The sequence below is a fragment of the Asaia sp. A2 genome (assembly GCF_057319415.1).
The window spans coordinates 75747-99169 of record NZ_JBXWTO010000003.1 but is presented as its reverse complement, the minus strand read 5'-3'; the positions used below and the strand labels follow the sequence as shown (position 1 = coordinate 99169).

Below are 23423 nucleotides of genomic sequence, written 5' to 3'. Positions count from 1 at the left end.
TCATGGCCTCAGACGATCAGAAAAGCAGCCCCGCCAAATGGCCTTTCCTTGTGACAGGCTTCATCCTCGTGGTGTTCTGCGGGATCATTCTTGCGATCATTTTCGTACCAAACCGCAAGGTCTGGACCAATGATGCCTATGTGACAGCCCATTACGCCACCATTGCGCCGCGTGTACCGGGGCAGGTGGTCGAGGTGCTGGTGGATGACAACCAGAGCGTCAAGGCGGGGCAGGTGATGGCACGGCTTGATCCACGCGACTACGAAACGGCGCTTACGCGCAGTCGTGCCCAGCTCGCGCACGATGAGGCGCTTGTGCTCGATGCCGAGGCGGCGGTGGATCGTCAGCCGAGCATGATCGAGGAAAGCAAGGCAGAGGCCGCGCGGATCGAGGCGCAACTCGTCTATGCCAGGCAGAATGCCGAGCGTTATCACAACCTGGCTCAGACCGGCGCAGGGTCCGCGCAGGAGCGTCAGCTTACCGATGCCTCCATGCGAGAAATGGAGGCCAATCTGAGGAGCATGAAAGCGCGAATCACGGCAGCACAGGATGAAATTCCGATCCTGCGGGCACGCCATGAGGCGGCTCTCAGAACGCTCAAGATTGACCACGCCGTGGTGCGGCAGGACGAGCTCAACCTGTCCTATACCGAGATACGCGCGCCGTTTGACGGTATGGTGGGCGAGAAGACCGTTCAATCGGGCAATTATGTATCGCCGGGTGCCGCCCTCATGGCGCTTGTGCCGATGGATCAGCTCTGGGTCATGGCGAATTATCGTGAGCTTGCGCTGCGCCATATGCGCCCCGGACAGCATGCCCGTATCCATGTCGATGCGTATGATATGGATCTCGACGGCATTGTTGACAGCATCCCCCCGGCTTCCGGTGCTGCCTTCGCACCGATCGCCCCGGAAAATGCCACGGGGAATTTCACCAAGATTGTCCAGCGCCTTCCCGTGAAGATCGTCGTGGCCCCGAACCAGCCTCTCGCCAAGCTGCTGCGCATGGGCTTTTCGGTCGAGGCAACGGTCGATACCCGTCTCGAAGACATCGTGAATAAGCAACGGCACAGTACGAACGGGATTACCGCACGATGAGAACGATCAGGCGGGTGGCTATTCTGCGCGACGGAATAGCGCTGTGCTGCCTCGGTAGCATGGTTGCAGCCTGTACGATGGGCCCCGATTTCAAACGTCCGGACGTGATCTCGCCGGCGCAGTTCGGGGCGGAGCCACGGGATGTGGCAGGTGCAACCTATGGCGGCCCGGTCGACGTGGCCTGGTGGAAGCAGTTCAACGACCCTGAACTCAATCATTTGATCGATCGCCTTGCGGTGCAGAACATTGACCTGCAACGCGGGATGCAACGTATTGCCGAGGCCCGGTCGCAAACGCGCATCGCCGCCGCGCAGGGACTCCCTAGCCTGAACTGGGCCGGCTCCTATACCCGCACCCATCAGAGTGAGACAGGGTTCATTTCGCTTGTGCAGCCACGCAATGGTGCGCCGAACGAATATGACTTCTTTCAGAATACGCTTGGCGCATCATGGGATCTTGACCTTTTCGGGCAGATACGCCGCGCCGTCGAAGCCCAGCACGCAGCACAGGAGGCTGCAGCCGAAGCACGCCACGGCCTTGCCCTGAGTACGGTCGCGACACTGGTTGACAGCTACATGCAGCTTCGCGGTGTTCAGGACCAGATTGCAATTACTGAGCGGCACATGGCGATTTCCGATCATGATCTGGCCCTTGTGCAGTCACGTTTTGGCAACGGCGCGGCAACCACGCTCGATCTGGCGCAGGCCCGTACGGAGCAGGCCAATACGGCCTCGGCGCTTCCCACCCTGCGCAATTCGGAAAGTGCGCTGATCAACGCCATCGGCCTGCTTCTGGACGAACCGCCGAGAAGCCTCGCGCAGGAACTGGCACGCCGTGAGGGCACGATGCCGATCATCGTGGCGGCTGCACCGATCGGCGTGCCCTCAGCCCTGGCACGCAGGCGTCCTGATATTCGTGAAGCGGAAGCCAGGCTGCATATGGCGACGGCTGGCGTCGGGGTCGCCATCGCTGCCTTTTACCCGGATATTACCCTGACGGGGCAGATGGGCACGCAGACGCTGTCTGCGGCAAATTTCTTCTCACTGCCATCTCGTCAGTTTGCGACGGGGCCGACCCTGTCTGTCCCACTTTTCGAGGGCGGACGCCTGCGCGGGACGCTGGCCTTGAGACGGGCTGAGCAGAAGGACGCGGCGCTTGCCTATCATCAGACCGTGACGACGGCCTGGAACGAGGTCGACAATGCCTTGACGGCTTATGCCCAGTCGCAGAAGCGTCTCGTGCAAACGAGGATTGCGTGGCAGGAGAGCCGCAAGGCCGTCGAAGTGGCGCAACAACGCTACCGCGAAGGGGCTGTGGACTTCCTTCAGGTCGACACGGCGGAAGCTGTGGCATTGGCCGCGGAGGCGACTTTCTCGGCCAACAGGATTCAAATTGCGACCGCTTTCGTCGCGCTCTACCGAGCACTAGGTGGAGGTTGGGAGTACTCGGCGTTTTCCGACGATAAAGCATCAAAGTCAGCAGGTTAGGGTCGTCGGTTTATCCGATATGCGAAAAGTTGTATCTTTAGATATCAGTTTATCAATATCAACCAACTTCCTGATATTACATTATTTAGAGGTTAAAGTTTTTTCCGTTTAGGTGTGAGACAACAGATCGCGATCTTTGCGCGATCATGGTGCCAATCTGAAGAAAAAATCCTACTCGGAGTCTTGTTTAGAATCATCGACCTAGACGGAAATGATCAAGTGATGCCATAAGGCGGCATGAATGGACGTTCCCATATCGTTCTTGGTTTGGCCTGTGGAATAACGGCCGCGGCGGCGGGCTATGTGCCGTTCACATTCGCCTCCCTGGGAATGGCTGCCCTGGGGAGCCTGACACCTGATGCTGACACCGAACGATCCATGCTCGGTTGTCGCCTGCCGTGGCTGTCACGGCGGCTTTCCCGATGGGTGGGCCACAGAACAGTCACCCATTCCCTGGCGGTTCCATTATTGCTTGCAATGACGGCAGTCCATTTTTTCGGCGAAGGCGTCCTCCATTCGGCGCTGGGCAGTTTCCTGATCGGGTATGCCAGCCATATCGCGGGCGACCTCGTTACCGGCGGATGCTGGGCACTTTATCCACTATCGCGCAACAGAATCTCTCTTTGGCCATATGCCAAGGTGGGCAGCCTGCGCGAATATATGATCCTGCTTGTCAGCCTCGGGTTGTTGGGCAGCGTGACGTATCATCTTCTAACCCATGAGGCGCGCCGGCCCGGCCACCATACACCGGTTGCGCCTCACATCGGTAAAGCCCGTTGCATGGCTTTTATTGCTTAAAATGGCTTGGACGCCTATGAGCACCTCTTGAAATTCAGCCATTCCGGAGCCCGTCATGACCTCTCCCGATCGCCTGCCCGTCCGCCGGGCGCTTCTCTCCGTTTCAGACAAGACCGGTCTGATCGATCTGGGCAAGGCGCTGGTCGCGCACGGCGCACAACTTCTCTCGACGGGTGGATCGGCCAAAGCCTTGCGTGATGCCGGACTGCCTGTGACGGATGTTTCCGATCACACGGGCTTTCCCGAAATTCTCGATGGTCGCGTGAAGACGCTGGTGCCGCAGATCCACGGCGGTATTCTTGGCCGTCGTGATCTGGACTCGCACAAGGCCCAGATGGCTGAACACAATATTGCGCCTATCGATCTCGTCTGCGTCAACCTCTACCCCTTCGCCGCGACCGTCGCGTCGGGAGCAGGCCCTGAAGACTGTATCGAGAATATCGATATCGGTGGGCCCGCCATGATCCGCGCGGCAGCCAAGAATCACGATCATGTCGTGATCCTGACAGAGCCCGCACAATATGATGCGCTCAAGGCATCGCTTGAGGCGGGTGGTTCCACGCTGGTTGAGCGCAAGGCCTGGGCAGGTGCCGCCTATGCCCATACGGGTGCCTATGATGCGATGATTGCCACCTGGTTTGCCGGCCAGCGCGGCGACGCCCTGCCAGAAACCATGACGCTGAGTGGCACGCGTCGTGAATCCCTGCGCTATGGTGAGAACCCTCATCAGCAGGCCGCTTTTTATGTGACCGGTGAGAAGCGTTTCGGTATCGCCACGGCAACGCAGATTCAGGGCAAGGCGCTCAGCTACAACAACCTGAACGACACGGATGCGGCTTTTGAGGCTGTTGCCGAGTTCGACAAGCCGAGCGTGGTGATCGTCAAGCATGCCAATCCCTGCGGTGTAGCCAGCGCCGAGACGCTCGAGGCGGCGTGGAAAGCCGCGCTCAAATGTGACCCTGTGTCAGCGTTTGGCGGCATTGTCGCGCTGAACCGCACACTTGATGAGGCGACAGCCGAGCAGATTGCCACGATCTTTACCGAGGTGATCGTGGCCCCCGACGCCACCGAAGGCGCACGCGCGGCGCTGAGCCGCAAGAAGAACCTGCGCCTGCTCCTGACGGGGGGCGTGCCTTCTGCCACGGCTGAGGGCATGACCTTCAAATCAGTTGCTGGCGGCTTCCTGGCGCAGAGCCGTGATGCCGGTCAGGTGACCGAAGCCGATCTGCGTGTCGTGACCAAGCGATCACCGACCGACGCTGAAATGGCTGATCTGCTTTTTGCTTTCCGCGTTGCCAAGCACGTGAAATCCAATGCCGTGATCTACGCCAAGGATCGCGCCACGGTCGGCATCGGGGCCGGGCAGATGTCACGCGTCGACTCAGCCCGTATCGCGGCCCGCAAGAGCCTCGACGCAGCCGAGGCCGCAGGTGAGACGGTGGCACTGACAGAAGGATCAGTCGCGGCGTCTGACGCGTTCTTCCCCTTCGCTGACGGCCTTGAGAGCGTGATTGCGGCCGGTGCCATTGCTGTTATCCAGCCGGGCGGTTCCATCCGCGACCAGGAAGTGATCGACGCTGCCGATGCAGCTGGCATTGCCATGGTATTCACCGGTATGCGCCATTTCCGTCATTGAAACTGGTCTGCGTTGTCGCTTTTCCGATTGCCCGGTGCCTTGGACTTAAGTCGCACCGGGTAACGGGGCGTCAATCAGTCGGTAGTGAAGGACAGGGCTGAGATAGCTCTCTCGAGGGGGGAACATGAAGATCAGAACCGGTTTGCTGGTAGGATTCGTTGCTGCGTTGGTGGTCGCGCCTGCCGAACGTGCCGCTGCTCAGCCTGCCATCTCAGGGGATACGAAGCCTCAGGGGACTATATCGCAGCCTGCGCCCGGCTCACTCCCGGCGGGATGTGTTTTCGATCTGACAAGTCTCCCTCGTTTCTCTGGCAAGATAGATCGCCTTCTGCCCGGGACGCAGGGTGATGTTGTAGGTGCCTTGCTCAAGGATGGCACCGAAATCGAAATGCCCCCCGGTCTGGCCGCGCAGGATCACCACATGCGTGCTGGGGCGACCATCACCGTTCGTGGGCTTGCCGCACCATCGCTGCGTCTTGTTCGAGCCTTCGCGCTGAGTAATGGGCAGGAACTTTGTGCCTCGCCCATGCCGGAACTCGTGACAGCAGCGCCTCCCGCCAGCACACAGGGCCGGATCACGCGGCTGCTGCATGATGGTGACGGGGCGCTGAACGGGGCATTGCTCGATAATGGTACCGTGCTGCGTGTGCCTGCCTCTGGTGCCCGCACGTCTTTCCTGCGTCTTGGGGCACCGATCTATGCCGAGGGTTACGGCTATCAGACCGCCTATGGCAAGCTGGTCGTGGCAAGGAGTCTTGGGCCCGACAGACTGCAGGCCATTCATGTTTCAGATGAACCGCTCGTCCCGCGCGGCGCGCCGCCGGGATCGGCAGGTTACGATCAGATCGAGGCGCCGGGAGGCACTGAATAAGGTCCCTCAGCGGTTCAGCTTATGTCTCGATAAGCGAAATGCCGGGTGGCGGTACCATCCGGAATTTTTAGTACGACCCGCCGAGGCGCTATCGATCGCGCGACGTCCTCAAACGATGTCTGACTCACGCAACGCGAGTGTGAGGCAGGGCGACAGGGGGAGTATGGGGGCAACCGTTGCCTGGAAGGCGTGATACAGATCAGCCTTGTCCGGGTAGACCGCGTCTGAATAGCGGCCCTGTGCGTCCACCTCATTACGCCATCCACCATATTCATGGTCGATCAATGTGCTGGCGATATAGTCCCAGACCTTGCGATACCATGTTTCATAGGCGGGGCTGCCCGTGCGCTTGAGCAGGTTCACTGCGGCTGTCACGGTTTCGGCCTGCACCCAGTGCGCCCGTGCGGTCACGACTGGCTTGTGATCCCAATCAATCGTGTAGATCATGCCAGGCTCACCATCAGGCGCCCAGCCGTAACGCAGGGCTGAATCCAGCAGGGCGCGTGCGTCATGCAGCATCCAGCCGGGAGCAACGCCCTCGCGTCGAAGTAAGGCGGCCTCTACTTTAAGCGTCAGATGGGCCCATTCCGCAAAGTGCCCCGGTGTCATGCCATAAGGACGCAGGGGGTCTGTCTTCTTGTCGTGGTTGTACTCCTTGAGGAGTGTCCATTCCCGGTTGAAATGCTCGGGCATGCAGTAATCGTGGTTTCCCGCGATCTCGTGCACAAAGCGGTGTACGATACGATGGGCACGATCGAGCCACTTCTCATCCCCTGTAATATCGGCCAGGGCGAGACACGATTCCGTAGAATGCATGTTCGCATTCGCGCCGCGATAGTTTTCCTCGTCACTCCAGTCGAAGGCGAAACTCTCACGCATGACGCTTTCGTCTTCGGACCAGTAATGCGTTTCGAGAATGTCGGTCGCAAGACTCAGAAGTCTTTCGCCACCTTCCACGCCCAGCAGGGTAGCCGATGACCCGGCCAAGGCAACGAAGGCGTGCAGGTAGGCTTGTTTGCGACTGTCTTTTGCCGCAGGGGACTCATACCAGCCCCCATGTGCCTTGTCGTGAAGCGGACCCAGCAATGCCTTGACACCATGGCGCACCAACGGGAGGCAGCCTGGAATGCCCTGCAGGGCTGCCATCGAAAACGCGTGAACCATCCGGGCCGTCAGAATACCGTCGGGCAGGGCATCTTTCGGTAAGGTGCCATCGCGCCCCAAGGCGCCAAAACCGCCTTCCATGCGGGATGCCATTGCAAAACGCAGCAGACGGCGGCCCTCTGCTGCCAACCAGAGGCGATGGGCGGAACGGCGCACCCAGCTGGTTTCGGGGAGAAGCATGGGGGAGAGGAGGTCGGTCATCGAAACTGTCCCGTAATTGGCCGTCAAGGGCCTTGCATTGCACGAACAGTAATGATCACGCACGGCGAGGGAATGAGTTTCGCGACAGAAGATTGCGCGCCCCGACAAGAGCCGATCGACAGGTCATCTGAATGTGAACAAGCGTGCGCCAAATAAAGCCGCACGGTGTTCGCCTCTGACCCTTCTCTGTCACAAGAATTCACTAGGGATGCGGCAGATCGCGTCTTATTGTGCCTTATCAGCACGTTATCATTATATTCTTTCAGCAACAGGACGATGAGTAAACATATGGCGCCGTCACGGTCACCAAATTCCTCCTCCCATGACTTTGCGGGATTTGGCAAGCTCCCATTGGCGGTTGCCAGAAACAAGGGAATCTGGCCTGTGCCGCGCCATCAGCATGTGCTGGTGGCCTGCGCCCGATGGGAGGTGGAGAGTGTGGTCGAGTGGCTGACCTATCACCGCTCCATCGGGTTCGATCACGTCTATCTTTACTGCAATGACGATGAACCCACCGCGCTTTACGAAGCCGTCCTGCCATTCATCATGACGGACGAGCCATTCGTCACATTCCATCATTTTCGTTATGTCGGCGAGCAGTTTCAGATGTATCGCCATTTCCTGCGTCACTATGTGCATGAGACACGGTGGCTGATGTTTCTGGATATCGATGAGTTTGTCTGCCTGCCTGGCAGTAACGACATACGCAGTGTCAGCGCGCGTTTCGGGGGAGACTACGACGCCATCTACCTCAACTGGTGCGGTTATGGTCATGCCGGTCACGCCGAGCGACCGGCGGGCAGCGTCCTGCGAAACTATCGTTATCGTGAAAGTGGAGCATCGCCTTTCACCAAAATCCTCGCAAAAACAGGGGCAGTGTCCTATCGCCTGTCTTCAGAGAACCCGCATGTGGCGATCCACCATGACCTCTATGCCTTGGGAGCGCCTTTGCGCGCATGTAATATGCTCGGCGAATCAATGGCGGGCTATTACGATAATTTTCCTGAGCATGCATGGTCTTTTCTCAACACAGAAAACCGCCGTGAGCGCCTTGTTGAGGCGGGCTATATCGCCCATTTTAATATACGATCAGAGCAGGATTTTGCGCGGCGCGTGATGCGCGGGTGTCAGGGGGACTTCACGGCCCAGACACACTGGATGCATAAGAGCCGGCAGGAACGCGCAGCGTATCATGCAGATACGAATGCCGTGTTCGATCCGTATCTCGCCGATTACTGGTCGTCCTTGCTCGATAAGGCGTGGCAATCAAGTGTCATCCCCGGCTCAAGATGGGAACTCCTCTCGCAGGGCCGGCGGGCGACACAAAGTTCTACACTGCATGAGGGATCGCGCGATGAGGATGCCTGCCGCGCCGTTTCTGGCCATCTGACGGGGCATCCGCAGCATCACACAGCCCTGGAGGACAACCCCTGGTGGATGGTTGACCTCGGAGCACTTTGTCACATCCATCAGATCATGATTTTCAACCGTCTTGACGGCGTGATGGAGCGGCTGGCCAGTTTCACGATAGAAGTTTCCCATGATCGCTTCTTCTGGACCAAAATTGTCGACAGGAAAAATGGGCCTGTTTTTGGCGGTCTAGATGGTAAGCCATTCAGCTGGGAAGACCGGGATGGCGTTATCGGGCGCTTTGTTCGTGTCACGATACCTGGCGTGCAGGTCTATCTGCAAACAGATCAGATCGAGATATATGGCCGTCTGTTCTCACTGGATGAGTTCGAGGCGTCGAGACTTCCTGCCGGGGAAGATGCGCAGTTCGCGTAATAAGCCGGTATCGCTGAGCGACACGTAGTTTGCTGTATCTCCACAGCCAAGGCCGAGGGCATAAATCATGCCGAAACGGCCTTGGAATTTTCGTTTATGCTCCCATCTTCAAGTTATGACGAGCCGAGAACTGCCTGACAGGGGTTCTCGTTATCGTAACCAGCCGCCTTTATGGGGCATAGGAGCATTGCGAAAACATGAATATTGAGAAATTTACCGAGCGCAGCCGCGGTTTTCTTCAGGCCGCTTCGACGATTGCGCTACGCGACTTCCATCAGCAACTGACCCCCGAGCATCTTCTGAAAGCGCTGCTCGATGATCCTGAGGGCGCTGCCTCGGGCCTGATCCGGGCAGCCGGGGGTACACCAGAATCAGTCCGCAAAGCCAATGATGCCGCACTGGCTCGAATCCCCAAGGTGCAGGGCGGCGGGGCTGGTCAGCCTCAGGCAACGCCTGACCTTGTGCGCGTACTCGATAGTGCTGAGCAGGATGCCCAGCGTGCCGGTGACAGCTTTGTTGCGCAGGATCGCCTGCTCGTGGCGCTTGCTGCCAGCAAGACTGGCGCTGGACAGGCGCTGAGCGAAGGCAAGGCCGATGCGAAGGCCCTTGAGCGCGCAGTGGCTGAATTGCGCAAGGGGCGTGTGGTCGATAGTGCCAATGCCGAGGCGGGCTTCGACGCCCTCAAGAAATATGCACGCGATGTGACGGCTGTGGCCCAATCGGGCAAGCTCGATCCGGTGATTGGACGTGACGAGGAGATCCGTCGCGCTATCCAGGTTCTGGCACGCCGCACCAAGAACAACCCTGTGCTGATTGGTGAGCCCGGCGTGGGCAAGACCGCCATCGTGGAAGGTCTGGCGCTGCGTATCGTCAATGGCGACGTGCCGGAAGCGCTGCGCAACAAGAAACTGCTCTCGCTCGATATGGGTGCCCTGGTGGCCGGCGCGAAATATCGCGGTGAATTCGAGGAGCGCCTGAAAGCCGTTCTCAAGGAAATCGAAAGCGCCGAGGGGCAGGTGATCCTGTTCATCGACGAGATGCACACGCTCGTGGGCGCGGGACGCTCTGACGGTGCGATGGATGCGTCGAACCTGATCAAGCCGGAGCTTGCACGCGGCGTGCTGCATTGCATCGGTGCCACCACGCTCGACGAGTATCGCAAATACATAGAGAAAGACGCGGCGCTGGCTCGTCGTTTCCAGCCGGTCTTTGTGGGTGAGCCCTCAGTGGCCGATACCATCTCGATCCTGCGTGGCATCAAGGAAAAATACGAGCTGCATCACGGTGTGCGTATCACCGATGGCGCACTCGTGGCTGCCGCGACGCTGTCCAATCGCTACATCACGGATCGGTTCCTGCCGGACAAGGCCATCGACCTCGTGGATGAGGCGGCAAGCCGTCTGCGCATGCAGATCGACAGCAAGCCCGAGGCGCTTGATGAACTCGACCGCCGTATCATCCAGCTCAAGATCGAGCGCGAGGCGATCCGCAAGGAAGAGGACAGCGCAAGCCGCGAGCGTCTGGTGAAGCTCGAAGCCGAACTGGCCGATCTGCAGGAACAGTCGGACACCATGAGCGCAGCATGGCATGCCGAAAAGGACCGGGTGAACGCTGTACAAAAGCTCAAGGAACAGCTTGATCAGGCGCGTTCGGATGTCGATATTGCCCAGCGCAAGGGCGATCTCGGCAAGGCGTCCGAGCTCATGTACGCGACGATCCCAGGCCTTGAGCGTCAGATCGAAGAAGCACAGCAGGTCGAGCAGCAGGATGCCGCTCAGGCAGGATTGTTCAGCGAGGCTGTGACCGATCAGGGGATTGCCTCTGTGGTGTCACGCTGGACCGGTGTGCCGGTAGATCGGATGCTGGAGGGCGAGCGCGCCAAGCTGGTGCGTATGGAGGACGAGCTTCGTGAGCGCGTGGTCGGTCAGGAGCCTGCGCTCAAGGCGGTATCCAACGCCGTGCGTCGCGCCCGTGCAGGCTTGCAGGATCCCAATCGGCCTATCGGTTCGTTCCTCTTCCTGGGTCCGACCGGCGTTGGCAAGACTGAATTGGCTAAGGCGCTGGCGCAGTTCCTGTTTGACGACGATCGCGCCATGTTGCGTGTGGATATGAGCGAGTTCATGGAGAAGCACGCCGTATCCCGTCTTGTGGGCGCGCCTCCTGGCTATGTCGGCTACGAAGAAGGTGGCGTGCTGACCGAGGCAGTGCGTCGCAGGCCGTATCAGGTCATCCTGTTCGACGAGGTCGAAAAGGCGCATGAGGATGTTTTCAACATCCTGTTGCAAGTGCTTGATGATGGCCGTCTTACGGACGGGCAGGGACGTGTGGTGGATTTCCGCAACACGATTATCATTCTGACCTCCAATCTCGGGTCGGACATACTGGCGCAGCAGCCCGATGGCGAAAGCACGGACCTCGTACAGGCCCAGGTGATGGCGGTGGTGCGTAATCATTTCCGCCCGGAATTCCTGAACCGTCTGGACGAGATCGTTCTATTCTCTCGTCTCCAGAGGGCGGATATGAACCGTATCGTTGCTATTCAGCTCAAGCGCCTGCGTGAGTTGCTGGCTGATCGCAAGATCACGCTCGACCTGGATCAGGCAGCAGATAACTGGCTGGCAGAGTCCGGTTATGATCCGGTTTACGGCGCGCGCCCGCTCAAGCGTGTCATACAGCGCAGCCTGCAGAACACGCTGGCAGGGCTGCTGCTGGATGGGACGATCTTCGATGGGCAGACTGTGCATGTCTCGGCCAACGACAAGGGGCTGGTGATCAATGGTCAGGAGGCCGAGCTGTACTGATTGGCCGCAGGGCCATTGCCATGCCGTAGGCTGGTTGATCCGGCGAGCGGCATGGCGAAGAAAGGCAGCTCAAGTAAAGGGGGCGCACCTATTGCCTGGTGCGCCCCCTTTTTGTTCGACGAACGCCGCCTCAGAGGGTCGCCACCATTATCCGGGCATACCTGTGCCACCGGTGATGCCATAGATCTGCCCGGTGATGTAACTGCCCTCCGTGGAGGCCAGCGTGACATAGACCGGTGCGATCTCCACTGGCTGGCCCGGACGTCCCATCGGCACCGTGGTTCCGTATTTCTCGACGGCGGACATGGGCTGGCCGCCGCAGACCTGAAGTGGCGTCCAGAAAGGACCGGGCGCCACGGCATTGATGCGTATGCCCTTTGGTAGAAGCTGCTTGGCCAGAGATTTGGTCAGGTTGGCGATGCCAGCTTTTGTCAGGCTGTAATCGATGATGATTTCCGACGGGTTATAGGCGTTGGAAGAAGCCGTGTTCACGATGGCGCTGCCCGGAGGCATATGGGGAATAGCTGCCTTGATGATCCAGAACAGTGCATAGAGATTGGTCTTGAGTGTCCAGTCGAATTCCTCGGTGGAGAGTTCTAGGATACTCTCATGGTAGTGCTGCCGACCGGCGCAGTTCACCAGCGTATCAAGCCCGCCAAGTTGTGACGCAGCGTCTGACACGAGTTTCTGGCAGAACGCTTCGTCGCGAATATCGCCCGGCAGGGCAATGGCCTTGCGTCCCGCCTTGCGGATGAGGGCCAAAACCTCGCGCGCGTCTTCTTCTTCCTGCGGGAGATAGCTGATCGCGATATCAGCGCCTTCCCGTGCATAGGCAATGGCGATGGCGCGCCCAAGGCCTGAATCGCCGCCTGTGATCAGGGCCCGGCGGCCAGCCATGCGGCCGCTGCCTTTGTAGCTTGTCTCTCCGCAATCCGGTTTGGGATGCATGCGCGATTGCAGGCCCGGCCATTCCTGGGGCTGGGACGCAAACGGGGCGTGGGAATAGAGTTTCTGCGGGTCGGCCAACGGTGCTGAGGCGGCGGGCGCATCTGGCGCAGCCTGCGCACGGCTCGACCCGGCAACCAGGCCTGCAAGCCCAAGCGTTGCCCCTTGCATCATGCTGCGTCGGTTTGTGGCGGGGCTGGCCCCTTCAGGCATGGTGGTTTTGAGGGTTTTCTTGTCGGTCGGATCGGTCATGGCGGCTTGTCTCGCTTGCGTCGGGGGAACTGTGCCGGGTAGCCGACACGGGATGAGAAGCCGCGAGACGGGTTTGGGTTGCTATGCAAAGCTGTCTGGAGGCCCTGACCTGCTTGTCATGCGGGGGGAGTGGCTGGGGGATTGCCGGCCCCGGGATTGTTCATGGCCACCTGTCCGTTTGTCCGGTTCCAACGCCCTAGCCGTAATCCCGGATAGGGGCTATATTGGCGGCTTGTTGCGAGTAGGAGCGTCACGCCAGCATGTCCGAACAGATCCGTCCGACCGAGTTGCCCGAAAACCTCGATGACGAAGCCGATTATGGCGCCTCCTCGATCTCGGTTCTCAAGGGGCTCGATGCGGTACGTAAGCGCCCCGGTATGTATATCGGCGATACGGATGACGGGTCCGGCCTGCACCACATGGTGTTCGAGATCATCGATAACGCCGTGGATGAGGCTCAGGCTGGCCACGCGACGCGGTGTATCCTTACGCTCAACGGCGATGGTTCAGTCAGCGTCCGTGACAACGGGCGTGGAATCCCGACCGATCTGCATGAGGAAGAAGGCGTCAGCGCGGCAGAAGTCGTGCTGACAAAGCTTCATGCGGGCGGCAAGTTCAATCAGAATTCCTACAAGGTTTCCGGTGGTCTGCACGGCGTTGGCGCGGCCGTTGTCAATGCGCTGTCGGAGTGGATGGAAGTCCGTATCTGGCGCAATGGCACCGAGCATTTCATCCGCTTCCAGCATGGCGAGCGTGACGACGCTCTGGCGGTGATTGGCGCCAGTGACGAACCGCGTGGCACGCTTGTCACATTCAAGCCGAGCAAGCAGACTTTCACGAAGGTGGAATTCGAATTTGCCATTCTTGAGCGTCGTATGCGCGAGCTGGCTTTCCTCAATTCCGGTCTTGAAATCGTCCTGCGCGACGAGCGGCATGCCGAAAACAAGGAAGTTGTTTTTTGCTATGAAGGCGGTCTGAGCGCGTTCGTCGAATATCTCGATGCCAGCAAGACCTCGATTGTCACCCCGCCAATCGTCGGGTCGATCGATCACGTCGAGAGCGGCATCAAGGTTGAGTTCGCGCTGACGTGGAATGACAGCTTCCATGAGACCATGCTGTGTTTCACCAACAACATCCCCCAGCGCGATGGGGGCACCCATCTTGCAGGGTTCCGTCAGGCGCTGACGCGTGTTGTCGGCAAGTACGCTGACACGGGATCATCCAAGAATTCGGCATCGCTTACGGGTGAGGATATGCGCGAGGGCATGACGGCTGTGCTGTCGGTCAAGGTGCCTGATCCAAAATTCTCGTCCCAGACCAAGGACAAGCTGGTCTCTTCCGAGGTGCAGCCGGTTGTGCACGTCACGGCCGCTGATTCCATCGGGCACTGGTTCGAGACCCACCCGCGCGAAGCCAAGGCGGTCATTGCCAAGGTGAACGAGGCCGCCGCTGCGCGCGATGCCGCCCGTCGTGCCCGTGAACTGACGCGACGCAAAGGCGTGCTGGATGTCTCATCACTGCCGGGCAAGCTGGCGGACTGTCAGGAGCGCGATGCCAGCAAGGCCGAATTATTCATCGTCGAGGGTGACTCGGCAGGAGGAACGGCCAAGCAGGGGCGTGATCGTCGTTTCCAGGCGATCCTGCCGCTCAAGGGCAAGATCCTCAATGTCGAGCGCGCGCGTTTCGACCGTATGCTTGGCTCTGCCGAAGTCGGCACGCTGATCACGGCGCTCGGGACGGGCATTGGCCGTGGCGATGTGGAGCAGGGTGGCTTCTCGATTGACAAGCTGCGCTACCACAAGATCGTCATCATGACCGACGCTGACGTGGACGGTTCGCATATTCGCACGCTGCTGCTGACCTTCTTCTTCCGCCAGATGCCGGAGCTGATCGAGAAGGGGTATCTTTATATCGCCCAGCCGCCGCTTTACCGTGCCAAGCGCGGCAATGAAGAGCGTTACCTCAAGGACGACGCCGCACTGGAGCAGTATCTGCTTGACAAGGCGCTGAGCAACGCCACGCTTACCCTTGCCGGCGGCGAGGTGGTTGCCGGCGATGCGCTTATGGAACGCGTCAAGGCCATGGGTCAGGTGGCCAAGACACTGACAGCCCTTGCCGGCAAGATTCCCGTCTGGGTGCTTGAACAGGCCTATGTAGCCAAGGCTCTGTCTCTGGGTCATGATCATGCCCAGGAGTGTGCGCCGGTATTGCAGGCTCGCCTTGATGCGGCATCGCCGGTCAATGAGCGCGGCTGGATGGTTGGCCCGACCGAGGAAGGTGGATTGCGTCTGGCCCGCAGCGTACGTGGTGTAGGCGAGGTCTATGCGCTTGATGCCGCTCTGCTGAAATCGGCAGAAGCGCGCTGGCTGGCCGGTGAGGGCAGCCGCGTGGCCGCTTATTTCGAAGGCCCGGTCAGGCTGTCGCTGGACAGTCAGGGTACCGAACTCTCTGGGCCTGCGATGGTGTTTGACCGCATTCTCCAACAGGGGCGCAAGGGGCTTGCCATCAACCGTTTCAAGGGGTTGGGCGAGATGAACAATGAGCAGCTCTGGGATACAACGCTCGACCCGGCCACGCGTATTCTCCTCCAGGTCAGGGTAGGAGACGTGGAAGATGCAGGTCAGGTGTTCTCAACGCTTATGGGCGACGTGGTGGAGCCACGACGCGACTTCATTGTTGGCAATGCCCAGAAGGTTGCCAACCTTGACATTTGAGGCATGCGGTAAAACCCTCTTACTTGCCGGGCTGTTCCTTGGCCTGGCTGGTCATGTCCAGGCCGCTGACACGGGTGATGCAGTCCATCAGGCAGTCGCCAGCAACAGCGGTCAAATCACAGCTGTCTATCGTGTCTACAATCACGGACTACATGTGGTTGATGCCACCGCTGACTATACATTGACCCAGCTCGGCTACGGTATCCGGACCACGCTGCATGCTGGCGGATTCATGAGCCTGTTCCTGCGCATGGATATACAGAGCGAGGCACAGGGACATTTTGATCACAACTGGGTTCAGCCGGTCGATTACGAAAGTAGTGGTTTCTCCCGAGGCAAGCACCGCAGCGTAGTTCTGCACTATGTTGACGACACCCCTCGTGTGGTGACCCTGGACCCCAGGGAAACTGATCGCGAGGCTGTGCCGGACACCGCGCTGAATCATGCCATGGACACTTTGAGTGCCATGGCGCTTCTGCTGCAAAACATCCGTCAGACCGGGAAATGCGACGGCAATGCACGGGTGTTTGACGGCTTGCGGCTGAGCGCCATGACATCGCACGGGCCGTACAAGGCCGATGTGCCCAACAGTTTTGGCCAGCGCTTCAGAGGGGCCGCCCTGCGTTGCGATTTCGTCGGTCAGCAAGAGGCAGGATTCATCAGGGATTCATCCCATCTTGCTGTAATGAAAGCCCCGCATCCCGGAGCCGCCTGGTTTCAGGACCTTCCAGGGGTTGGGTTGACCGCCGTACGTGTTGAATTCGAGCACCCGAAACTGGGCGAGATGACAGCCGTGCTTGATCACGCGCCGACCATTCAGCCCTGATTGTCCAGAAAGCTCCCAAGCGCGTGGAAGACGGCAATGATTGTCTCCCACCTCGCTCATGCTTCAGGGGGCCATCTCGCGCGTCAGCCCTGGTTGGGCCGGGATAGATCGTAGATAAGCCGTGGAAGCTCGTCGATGCTTCCTGCAATCGCTGTAGCATGGGCGCTCATGCTTCTGTCACCATAGCCCCAACTCGCGAAGAGAGACGGCATGGGAACGCCCATCGCTGCCATGATATCGTTTTGATGATCGCCAATCATGATCCCGCGGGCAGGTTCGGCATGGATCAGCCTGACTGTATTGCGAATGTGGTCAGGATCAGGTTTGCGGGTGGCAAAGCTGTCGCCACCTCCAATGGCATCGATTGATGAAGCGATCCCAAGCTTTTCGATGATCGCCCGTGCGGCCTTGACTGGCTTGTTTGTGCAGATAACGCATGCAATGCCACGCTCATGCAACGTCGTGAGCATGTTCTGTGTGCCGGGAAAGAGTTTCGTCTTCTCTGTTGCGCGTGGCTCATAGATATCGAGAAAGCGTTTTGTCGCATCATCACGGTCGATACGTTTCTCGTCCCCTCCATAGATCAGCAGACGGTCGACAAGGCGACGGGCCCCATCACCGATCATACCACGTACGGCCTCCTCGGTGGGGGGATGCAGATCATAGGATTTTACAAGAGCAATACCGCTCTCTGCGAGGTCGGGAAGGCTGTCAATCAACGTGCCGTCCAGGTCGAAAACAGCGGTCTTGATTTCGGTACTCACGGTCGAATTTCCTCGTGATGCAAATAGCTGCAATAAACAGCAATCCGAAGTGACAGGGTGGGTGTTTGACAGAGCCCCGTTACGTTGGCTACGCCTCCTGCTGATATGACATCATTTTCCCTTTCTGACGGCCAGTCCGTCAGCCATCACAAACCGACGACTGCCGTCATTCTTGCTGCCGGACTTGGAACGCGTATGCGTTCAGAGTTGCCTAAAGCTCTGCACCCTCTGGGCGGCCGGCCAATGATTGCCCACCTGATCGCGACGGCTGAGACAGTTTTTGATCGGATTGTGGTCGTTGTGGGGCCTGGCATGACGGCGCTTGAAAAGACAGTGGCACCGTGGCCATGCGTCGTGCAGGACGAGCGACTTGGAACCGGGCACGCAGCGCGCATGGCCGAGGCTCTGTTCGGCGATGGCGATGTGGCAATTCTCTACGCTGATAACCCTCTTATCACGGGCGAGACGATGCGTGCGCTGCTGGCGTCGCGTGGCGAGACGGGCACTGCGCTCGCGTTGCTGGCCATGCGGCCAGCGGATCCGGCCAGGTATGGCCGTGTCGTTGTCGAGAATGGGGCGGTCAGGCAGATTGTTGAATTCAAGGATGCGACCGAGGAACAGCGTGCGATCACGCTGTGCAATGCCGGCGTTCTGAGTGCTCCGGCCGCAGATCTGCGCCGTTGGCTCGGCGGCTTGCGCAATGATAATGCGCAAGGGGAGTATTACCTTACCGACGTTGTTGCGCTCGCAGCAAAGGAAGGGCGTGTCCGCCATGTCGAGGCCGCTGCTGAAGAGCTGGCCGGAATCAATTCCCGCGCCGAGCTAGCGGAGGCTGAAGCGACTTTGCAAAAGCGTCTGCGTCGCGCTGCGCTTGACCACGGTGTAACGCTGATTGCTCCTGATACGGTGTTCCTGAGCGCAGATACGATCATCGAGCCCGATGTCGTGATCGAGCCCAATGTCGTGTTCGGACCCGGTGTGAGGGTACATCGCGGCGCCAGGATAAGGGCATTCAGTCATCTTGAAGGGTGCGTGGTTGGCGAGGAAGCGCTGATCGGTCCTTATGCCAGACTCCGTCCCGGCACGAGCTGTGGCAGGGCCTCCCATGTGGGCAACTTCGTTGAGCTCAAGGCGACGGATTTGGGAGAGGGCGCGAAGGCCAATCATCTCACCTATCTCGGTGATGCGAGCGTCGGCGCGCGCACCAATGTCGGTGCGGGGACGATCACCTGCAATTATGATGGCGTATTCAAACATCGAACCACGATCGGCAGCGATGTGTTCGTGGGGTCTGACTCCATTCTCGTGGCGCCGATCACGGTAGGCGATGGCGCGTTGCTGGCGGCTGGCAGTGTGCTGACTGAAAATGTGGAGCCTGGCGCCTTGGCGCTCGGGCGGTCGAGGCAGATCAACAAAGCATCACGCGGGCAGGCCATAGCCTTTGCTCTACGTGCAAAGAAGGAGAATGGCTGATGTGCGGCATTTGTGGCGTAGTCGGTCATCAAAACGCGACACCCCTCGTTGTAGAGGCACTGCGTCGCCTCGAATATCGCGGTTATGACTCGGCTGGCATTGCCAGTCTGGTAGAGGGGCGCATCTCGCGCCGTCGTGCGGCAGGCAAGCTTGATAATCTTCAAGCCGTGCTCGATACGCAGCCGCTCGAAGGAATAACGGCGATTGGTCATACGCGCTGGGCCACGCACGGCCTGCCGAATGAGGCCAATGCCCATCCGCATGCCACGGATCGCGTCGCGATCGTGCATAACGGGATCATCGAGAATTACGAGGAGCTGAAGGCCGAGATGCTGGCGGTAGGTCGCCACTTCACTTCGGAGACAGATACGGAGTGCGTTGCCCAGCTCGTCGATTTCTATCTCGATCAGGGGCTTCCTCCTCGTGAAGCAGCTAGCAAGACCCTGGGGCGCCTTCAGGGGGCCTATGCGCTTGCGATGATCTTCGCCGGGTATGAAGGACTCATGATCGGGGCGCGCCACGGGGCGCCACTGGCAGTGGGTTTCGGTGAGGGGGAGATGTTTCTTGGCTCTGACAGCCTTGCTCTGGCTCCTCTCGCGCGCAAGATCGCCTATCTGGATGATGGCGACTGGTGCGTCCTTCGACCTGATCAGGTCGAGTTTTTTGACGCGGCAAACCAGCGCGTTCAGCGTCCGGTCCAGACGATTGCGCTTATTGCAGGAACGGTCGGCAAGGATGGCTATCGCCATTACATGGAGAAGGAGCTGCACGAGCATCCGGTCGTGATCGGCCAGACGCTCCAGCGCATCATTGATCCCGTCACGCGCGAGATCAACCTGCCTGCTTTTCCGTTTGAGCTGGCAGAGTTGCCGCGTGCCATCATTACCGCATGCGGCTCGGCCTTCTATGCAGGTCTGGTGGCGCGCTACTGGCTCGAGGCCGAAGCGCGGCTGCCGGTTGATATCGATGTCGCTTCAGAACTGCGCTACCGCAATCCACCCCTGACGCCGCGCGGCATGGCGTTGATGATCTCCCAGTCTGGTGAGACAGCCGATACGCTTGCCGCTCTGCGCAGCCTTCGTGAACGCGAGCAGCACATTGTCTCGATCCTCAACGTCGAGGGTAGCACAATGGGCCGCGAGAGTGATGTTGTACTGGGTATGGTGGCGGGACCGGAAATCTCGGTTGCGAGCACCAAGGCTTTTACCGCGCAGCTCGCAGTGCTGGCTGTGCTCACGATTGCTATTGCGCGCGCACGCAAAACCATCTCCGAAAAACGTGCGGGCGATCTGCTGGCCCATCTGCTCGACCTTCCCTCCAGAGCGTCGGAAGTGTTCTCCCGGACCAGCGACATTCAGGCTATGGCAGCCTCGGTGGCCGAAGCGCGTGACGTGCTTTATCTCGGGCGGGGCATCTGCTTCCCTGTGGCACTGGAAGGGGCCCTCAAGCTCAAGGAAATCTCATATATTCACGCTGAAGCCTACGCGGCAGGCGAGATGAAGCATGGGCCGATCTCCCTGATTGACAAGGATGTGCCGATTGTCGTGATTGCGCCCTCGACGATCCTTTTTGACAAGACACTCTCCAACATTCAGGAAGCCAGAGCGCGCGGCGGTCGCATCATGGCCTTTACGGATGAAAAGGGAGCGCAGCGTCTGAGTGGTATTGCGGAGCATATGGTGATTCTGCCTGAGGTTGATCCTTTTGTGGCGCCAATTCTGTACACTATCCCGGTGCAGATGTTGGCTTACGAAGTGGCCCTGCGTCGCGGGACAGATGTTGATCAGCCGCGCAACCTCGCCAAGTCTGTAACTGTGGAGTAATTTGGCCGCAAAAGAGCCTGAGCAGCAGCGAGGAGCATTTGCTATGATGGGATCGGAGCCAAGGGTACTGATCAAGGGGGCTGGGGTTGCGGGCCTGGTCACCGGCGTCACACTGGCCGAGCGAGGGGCGCATGTGACCTTGCATGAAGCCGGCTCCCGCATCGGCTCAGGCGCATCCTGGTTTGCTGGCGGCATGCTCGCACCCTGGTGTGAGGCTGAATCTGCTCCGGAAGAGGTCACCCAGGACTCGTTGGCCTCCCTTTCCTGGTGGTCCGATCATGTACCGTCCGTCATTCATCAGGGCAGTCTGGTCGTTGCTCCTCCGCGTGATCAGGCAGAGCTGACGCGGTTCGGACGGCGGACCAGTCATTTCGAGACCATCAACAGCGAGCGTCTCGCGACACTTGAACCCGATCTGGCGGGCCGCTTTGATCGGGCGCTCTATTTTGCGGGTGAAGGGCATGTCGATCCCCGGATTGCCCTCAAGGCGCTGGAAGCGCGTCTTGTTGCGCTGGGCGGGCATTTTCGGTTCGACGCCGACCCCATGGAAGAGACGTTTGACTGGGTCATCGATTGCACCGGCATGGCTGCGCGCGAGACAGATACGGCGTTACGCGGCGTGCGGGGCGAGATGATTCTCGTGCGCTGCCCCGAGGTAACCCTGCATCGCCCGGTCCGCATGCTTCATCCACGGATACCCATCTACATCGTCCCGCGTGACAACAAGGTCTTCATGGTGGGCGCAACCATGGTCGAGAGCGACGACCCGCGTGAAATCACGGTGCGCGCCATGAGCGAGCTGCTCAATGCTCTTTACACGCTTCATCCGGCTTTTGCCGAGGCTGAGATCATTGAGGCCAATGCCGGGATACGGCCGTCTTACGCTGATAACGTGCCGAGGGTGCACCACGACGGCAACCGTATTTCCGTGAACGGCATGTATCGCCATGGATTTCTGCTTTCACCGGCGCGAGCAGCCGAAGTCGCGGGGATTGTATTCCCGACGCCGGGTTGAGCCCCGTACCCGCGCGGACTAAACTGCGTATTCGAGGCCTGTGAGGGCCAATGAAAGCCGAGATGTTCGCGGAGAAACCGCTGTGCGAACCGGACTGGACCAGACAGCCTGACAGTGCAGGAGAGTCACCATGATGATTCTGGTGAATGACGAGACGAAAACCATCAAAAGCCATCTCCTTGCGGATGTACTTATCGAACTTGGCTACGGTGAGACAAAGGTTGCAACGGCCATAGATGGTGAGTTTGTGCCGCGTTCCGCACGTGCATCCCGGGCACTCGATGAAGGATGCCGGCTGGAGATCCTCGCACCGATGCAGGGGGGCTGAGTCATGCTTGCCTACGGAACCGAATTGAGGTCACCGCTTATGCTGGGGACCGCCCTTTATGATAGTCCTGCCGTTCTGGCGGACTCCGTGCGTGCCGCCCGCCCAGGAGCAATAACGGTTTCCCTGCGTCGTGAGGCCGCTGGGCTGCAGGCTGGGCAGGCCTTCTGGGAGCTCGTTCGTAGTCTCGACGTGCCGGTTCTGCCCAACACCGCAGGTTGTCATACCGTGCGTGAAGCCGTGACGACTGCCCATATGGCGCGTGAGGTGTTCGATACCGACTGGATCAAGCTCGAAGTGATCGGGCAGGGCGACTTGTTGCAGCCGGACGTGTTTTCGCTGGTTGAGGCCGCACGCATTCTTGCCGAGGATGGTTTCAAAGTCTTTCCCTACACCACCGAAGATCTGGTGGTAGCTGAGCGTTTGTTGCGCGCGGGTTGCGAATTGCTCATGCCCTGGGGTGCGCCGATTGGATCAGGCAAGGGGCTGAACAATCCCTTCGGGCTCCGCGCTCTGCGTTCACATTTTCCGGATACGCCTATGGTCATCGATGCTGGCATTGGACGGCCCTCTCATGCCGTGATGGCTTTTGAACTTGGCTATGATGCGATCCTGATCAATACGGCGGTTGCAAAGGCTGGTGACCCTGTTGCCATGGCAACAGCGTTTCGTCTGGCCTGTGAAGTCGGAAGCCTGTCGAGTATGGCGGATCCTATGGAGGAGCGCGACATGGCTGTTCCCTCGACACCGACTCTGGGCAAGGCGAGTTTCTGATCATGACGTCACGACTTCCATCCCCGATTTATCCGGTTGTGGATCATCCACGCTGGGTCGAACGCCTCGGTGCAGCCGGAGCGCGATTTATACAGCTGCGTCTTAAAAATCTGCCTTCCGAGACGCTGCGTGCGCAGGTCATTGAAGGGCAGGAGGCCGCGACGCGCCATAATGTGCGGCTTGTACTCAACGACTACTGGCAACTCGCGATCGAGCTTGGCATCGACTATATCCATATTGGTCAGGAAGATCTCGACACAGCTGATCTCGATCAGATCAGAGCAGCGCGCATTGCCATCGGTATCTCGACGCACTCGCTTGAGGAACTGGATCGTGCGCTGTCGATCTCACCCGATTATGTCGCCTTGGGGCCAATATGGGAGACGAAACTCAAGAAAATGATCTGGGGCCCCCAGGGTGTCGAGAAACTGCGCGAGTGGCGTGGCATCATTGGCCCTGAAATGCCGCTGGTCGCGATTGGTGGCATTACACGTGAGCGTGCACCATCCTGCATCGCTGCCGGTGCAGATAGCGTCGCCGCTGTATCGGATTTCATCGCCTCTGCCGATCCGGAAGCGCAGGTGAGGGATTGGCTCAAGGCGTGTCATCGATAACGGTGCGAGCGTCAGTACATGACGGTTGAGCGCTAATTTTTCCTTTATGATCCGGGGG

18 protein-coding genes are annotated in these 23423 nt (G+C 59.3%); 15 read left to right on the top strand and 3 right to left on the bottom strand.

Translation table 11 applies throughout. The features are described 5' to 3' along the window. Positions 1-2: 2 nt before the first annotated feature. From ACWNRM_RS03895 to ACWNRM_RS03875, 5 genes are all read left to right on the top strand, one after another. A complete protein-coding gene (locus ACWNRM_RS03895; protein ID WP_485169606.1) occupies positions 3-1097 on the top strand; it encodes an HlyD family secretion protein in 1095 nt (364 codons plus the stop codon). After that, the gene (locus ACWNRM_RS03890) at positions 1094-2584 is read left to right on the top strand and encodes an efflux transporter outer membrane subunit (RefSeq protein ID WP_485169607.1); all 1491 of its coding nucleotides are present in this window, start codon (positions 1094-1096) and stop codon (positions 2582-2584) included. Before ACWNRM_RS03895 ends, ACWNRM_RS03890 begins: the two co-directional genes overlap by 4 nt. Positions 2585-2821: 237 nt before the next feature. Then, positions 2822-3382, top strand: a complete 561-nt coding sequence (locus ACWNRM_RS03885; RefSeq protein WP_485169608.1) for a metal-dependent hydrolase — start codon at positions 2822-2824, stop codon at positions 3380-3382. A 55-nt stretch (positions 3383-3437) separates the two neighbouring features. Further along, positions 3438-5018 carry a bifunctional phosphoribosylaminoimidazolecarboxamide formyltransferase/IMP cyclohydrolase gene (gene purH, locus ACWNRM_RS03880; RefSeq protein WP_485169609.1) on the top strand — a complete coding sequence of 527 codons (1581 nt, stop codon included), beginning with the start codon at positions 3438-3440 and terminating at the stop codon, positions 5016-5018. A 124-nt stretch (positions 5019-5142) separates the two neighbouring features. Then, complete coding sequence (locus ACWNRM_RS03875) at positions 5143-5889, top strand: hypothetical protein (protein WP_485169610.1); 747 nt, start codon at positions 5143-5145, stop codon at positions 5887-5889. A gap of 108 nt (positions 5890-5997) precedes the next feature. Here ACWNRM_RS03875 and ACWNRM_RS03870 read toward each other — a convergent pair whose 3' ends face one another. Continuing rightward, complete coding sequence (locus ACWNRM_RS03870; protein WP_485169611.1) at positions 5998-7254, bottom strand: AGE family epimerase/isomerase; 1257 nt, start codon at positions 7252-7254, stop codon at positions 5998-6000. 276 nt (positions 7255-7530) lie between these two features. Here ACWNRM_RS03870 and ACWNRM_RS03865 point away from each other — a divergent pair, with 276 nt between their 5' ends. Both ACWNRM_RS03865 and clpB read left to right on the top strand, forming a co-directional pair. Next, on the top strand, positions 7531-9039 hold the full coding sequence (locus ACWNRM_RS03865) for a glycosyltransferase family 2 protein (RefSeq protein ID WP_485169612.1): 1509 nt from the start codon (positions 7531-7533) through the stop codon (positions 9037-9039). 197 nt (positions 9040-9236) lie between these two features. Further along, positions 9237-11840, top strand: coding sequence for an ATP-dependent chaperone ClpB (gene clpB, locus ACWNRM_RS03860; RefSeq protein WP_485169613.1), 2604 nt, complete (start codon positions 9237-9239; stop codon positions 11838-11840). A 147-nt stretch (positions 11841-11987) separates the two neighbouring features. Here clpB and ACWNRM_RS03855 read toward each other — a convergent pair whose 3' ends face one another. Next, a complete protein-coding gene (locus ACWNRM_RS03855; protein ID WP_485169686.1) occupies positions 11988-12998 on the bottom strand; it encodes an SDR family oxidoreductase in 1011 nt (336 codons plus the stop codon). Between the two features lie 299 nt (positions 12999-13297). On the opposite strand from ACWNRM_RS03855, the gene gyrB reads away from it, so the two are divergent. Both gyrB and ACWNRM_RS03845 read left to right on the top strand, forming a co-directional pair. Continuing rightward, entirely contained in the window at positions 13298-15751 is a 2454-nt protein-coding gene (gene gyrB / locus ACWNRM_RS03850) for a DNA topoisomerase (ATP-hydrolyzing) subunit B (protein WP_485169614.1), read from the top strand. Continuing rightward, positions 15741-16577 carry a DUF3108 domain-containing protein gene (locus ACWNRM_RS03845; protein ID WP_485172151.1) on the top strand — a complete coding sequence of 279 codons (837 nt, stop codon included), beginning with the start codon at positions 15741-15743 and terminating at the stop codon, positions 16575-16577. The genes gyrB and ACWNRM_RS03845 overlap by 11 nt, the downstream gene beginning before the upstream one ends. Before the next feature lie 83 nt (positions 16578-16660). On the opposite strand, the gene ACWNRM_RS03840 is transcribed toward ACWNRM_RS03845, so the two are convergent. Then, positions 16661-17341: an HAD family hydrolase gene (locus ACWNRM_RS03840; protein ID WP_485169615.1), complete on the bottom strand. Its 681-nt coding sequence runs from the start codon at positions 17339-17341 to the stop codon at positions 16661-16663. Positions 17342-17446: 105 nt separating this feature from the next. Between ACWNRM_RS03840 and glmU the strand changes: the two genes are divergently transcribed. The 6 genes from glmU to thiE all read left to right on the top strand — a co-directional run bounded on the left by glmU (position 17447) and on the right by thiE (position 23365). Next, positions 17447-18814 carry a bifunctional UDP-N-acetylglucosamine diphosphorylase/glucosamine-1-phosphate N-acetyltransferase GlmU gene (gene glmU / locus ACWNRM_RS03835; protein WP_485169616.1) on the top strand — a complete coding sequence of 456 codons (1368 nt, stop codon included), beginning with the start codon at positions 17447-17449 and terminating at the stop codon, positions 18812-18814. After that, complete coding sequence (glmS, locus tag ACWNRM_RS03830; protein ID WP_485169617.1) at positions 18814-20637, top strand: glutamine--fructose-6-phosphate transaminase (isomerizing); 1824 nt, start codon at positions 18814-18816, stop codon at positions 20635-20637. Before glmU ends, glmS begins: the two co-directional genes overlap by 1 nt. Before the next feature lie 46 nt (positions 20638-20683). After that, on the top strand, positions 20684-21652 hold the full coding sequence (thiO, locus tag ACWNRM_RS03825; RefSeq protein ID WP_485169688.1) for a glycine oxidase ThiO: 969 nt from the start codon (positions 20684-20686) through the stop codon (positions 21650-21652). Positions 21653-21782: 130 nt separating this feature from the next. Continuing rightward, entirely contained in the window at positions 21783-21980 is a 198-nt protein-coding gene (gene thiS, locus ACWNRM_RS03820; RefSeq protein WP_485169618.1) for a sulfur carrier protein ThiS, read from the top strand. 3 nt (positions 21981-21983) lie between these two features. Further along, a complete protein-coding gene (locus tag ACWNRM_RS03815; protein WP_485169619.1) occupies positions 21984-22751 on the top strand; it encodes a thiazole synthase in 768 nt (255 codons plus the stop codon). 2 nt (positions 22752-22753) lie between these two features. After that, positions 22754-23365: a thiamine phosphate synthase gene (thiE, locus tag ACWNRM_RS03810; RefSeq protein WP_485169620.1), complete on the top strand. Its 612-nt coding sequence runs from the start codon at positions 22754-22756 to the stop codon at positions 23363-23365. The last annotated feature ends 58 nt before the right edge of the window (positions 23366-23423 follow it).

Bases quoted from the DNA above. Each gene is read 5' to 3' on its own strand.
- ACWNRM_RS03895 (WP_485169606.1), top strand. From the start codon at position 3: ATGGCCTCAGACGATCAGAAAAGCAGCCCCGCCAAATGGCCTTTCCTT.
- ACWNRM_RS03890 (WP_485169607.1), top strand. From the start codon at position 1,094: ATGAGAACGATCAGGCGGGTGGCTATTCTGCGCGACGGAATAGCGCTG.
- ACWNRM_RS03885 (WP_485169608.1), top strand. From the start codon at position 2,822: ATGAATGGACGTTCCCATATCGTTCTTGGTTTGGCCTGTGGAATAACG.
- purH (WP_485169609.1), top strand. From the start codon at position 3,438: ATGACCTCTCCCGATCGCCTGCCCGTCCGCCGGGCGCTTCTCTCCGTT.
- ACWNRM_RS03875 (WP_485169610.1), top strand. From the start codon at position 5,143: ATGAAGATCAGAACCGGTTTGCTGGTAGGATTCGTTGCTGCGTTGGTG.
- ACWNRM_RS03870 (WP_485169611.1), bottom strand. From the start codon at position 7,254: ATGACCGACCTCCTCTCCCCCATGCTTCTCCCCGAAACCAGCTGGGTG.
- ACWNRM_RS03865 (WP_485169612.1), top strand. From the start codon at position 7,531: ATGAGTAAACATATGGCGCCGTCACGGTCACCAAATTCCTCCTCCCAT.
- clpB (WP_485169613.1), top strand. From the start codon at position 9,237: ATGAATATTGAGAAATTTACCGAGCGCAGCCGCGGTTTTCTTCAGGCC.
- ACWNRM_RS03855 (WP_485169686.1), bottom strand. From the start codon at position 12,998: ATGCCTGAAGGGGCCAGCCCCGCCACAAACCGACGCAGCATGATGCAA.
- gyrB (WP_485169614.1), top strand. From the start codon at position 13,298: ATGTCCGAACAGATCCGTCCGACCGAGTTGCCCGAAAACCTCGATGAC.
- glmU (WP_485169616.1), top strand. From the start codon at position 17,447: ATGACATCATTTTCCCTTTCTGACGGCCAGTCCGTCAGCCATCACAAA.
- glmS (WP_485169617.1), top strand. From the start codon at position 18,814: ATGTGCGGCATTTGTGGCGTAGTCGGTCATCAAAACGCGACACCCCTC.
- thiO (WP_485169688.1), top strand. From the start codon at position 20,684: ATGGGATCGGAGCCAAGGGTACTGATCAAGGGGGCTGGGGTTGCGGGC.
- thiS (WP_485169618.1), top strand. From the start codon at position 21,783: ATGATGATTCTGGTGAATGACGAGACGAAAACCATCAAAAGCCATCTC.
- ACWNRM_RS03815 (WP_485169619.1), top strand. From the start codon at position 21,984: ATGCTTGCCTACGGAACCGAATTGAGGTCACCGCTTATGCTGGGGACC.
- thiE (WP_485169620.1), top strand. From the start codon at position 22,754: ATGACGTCACGACTTCCATCCCCGATTTATCCGGTTGTGGATCATCCA.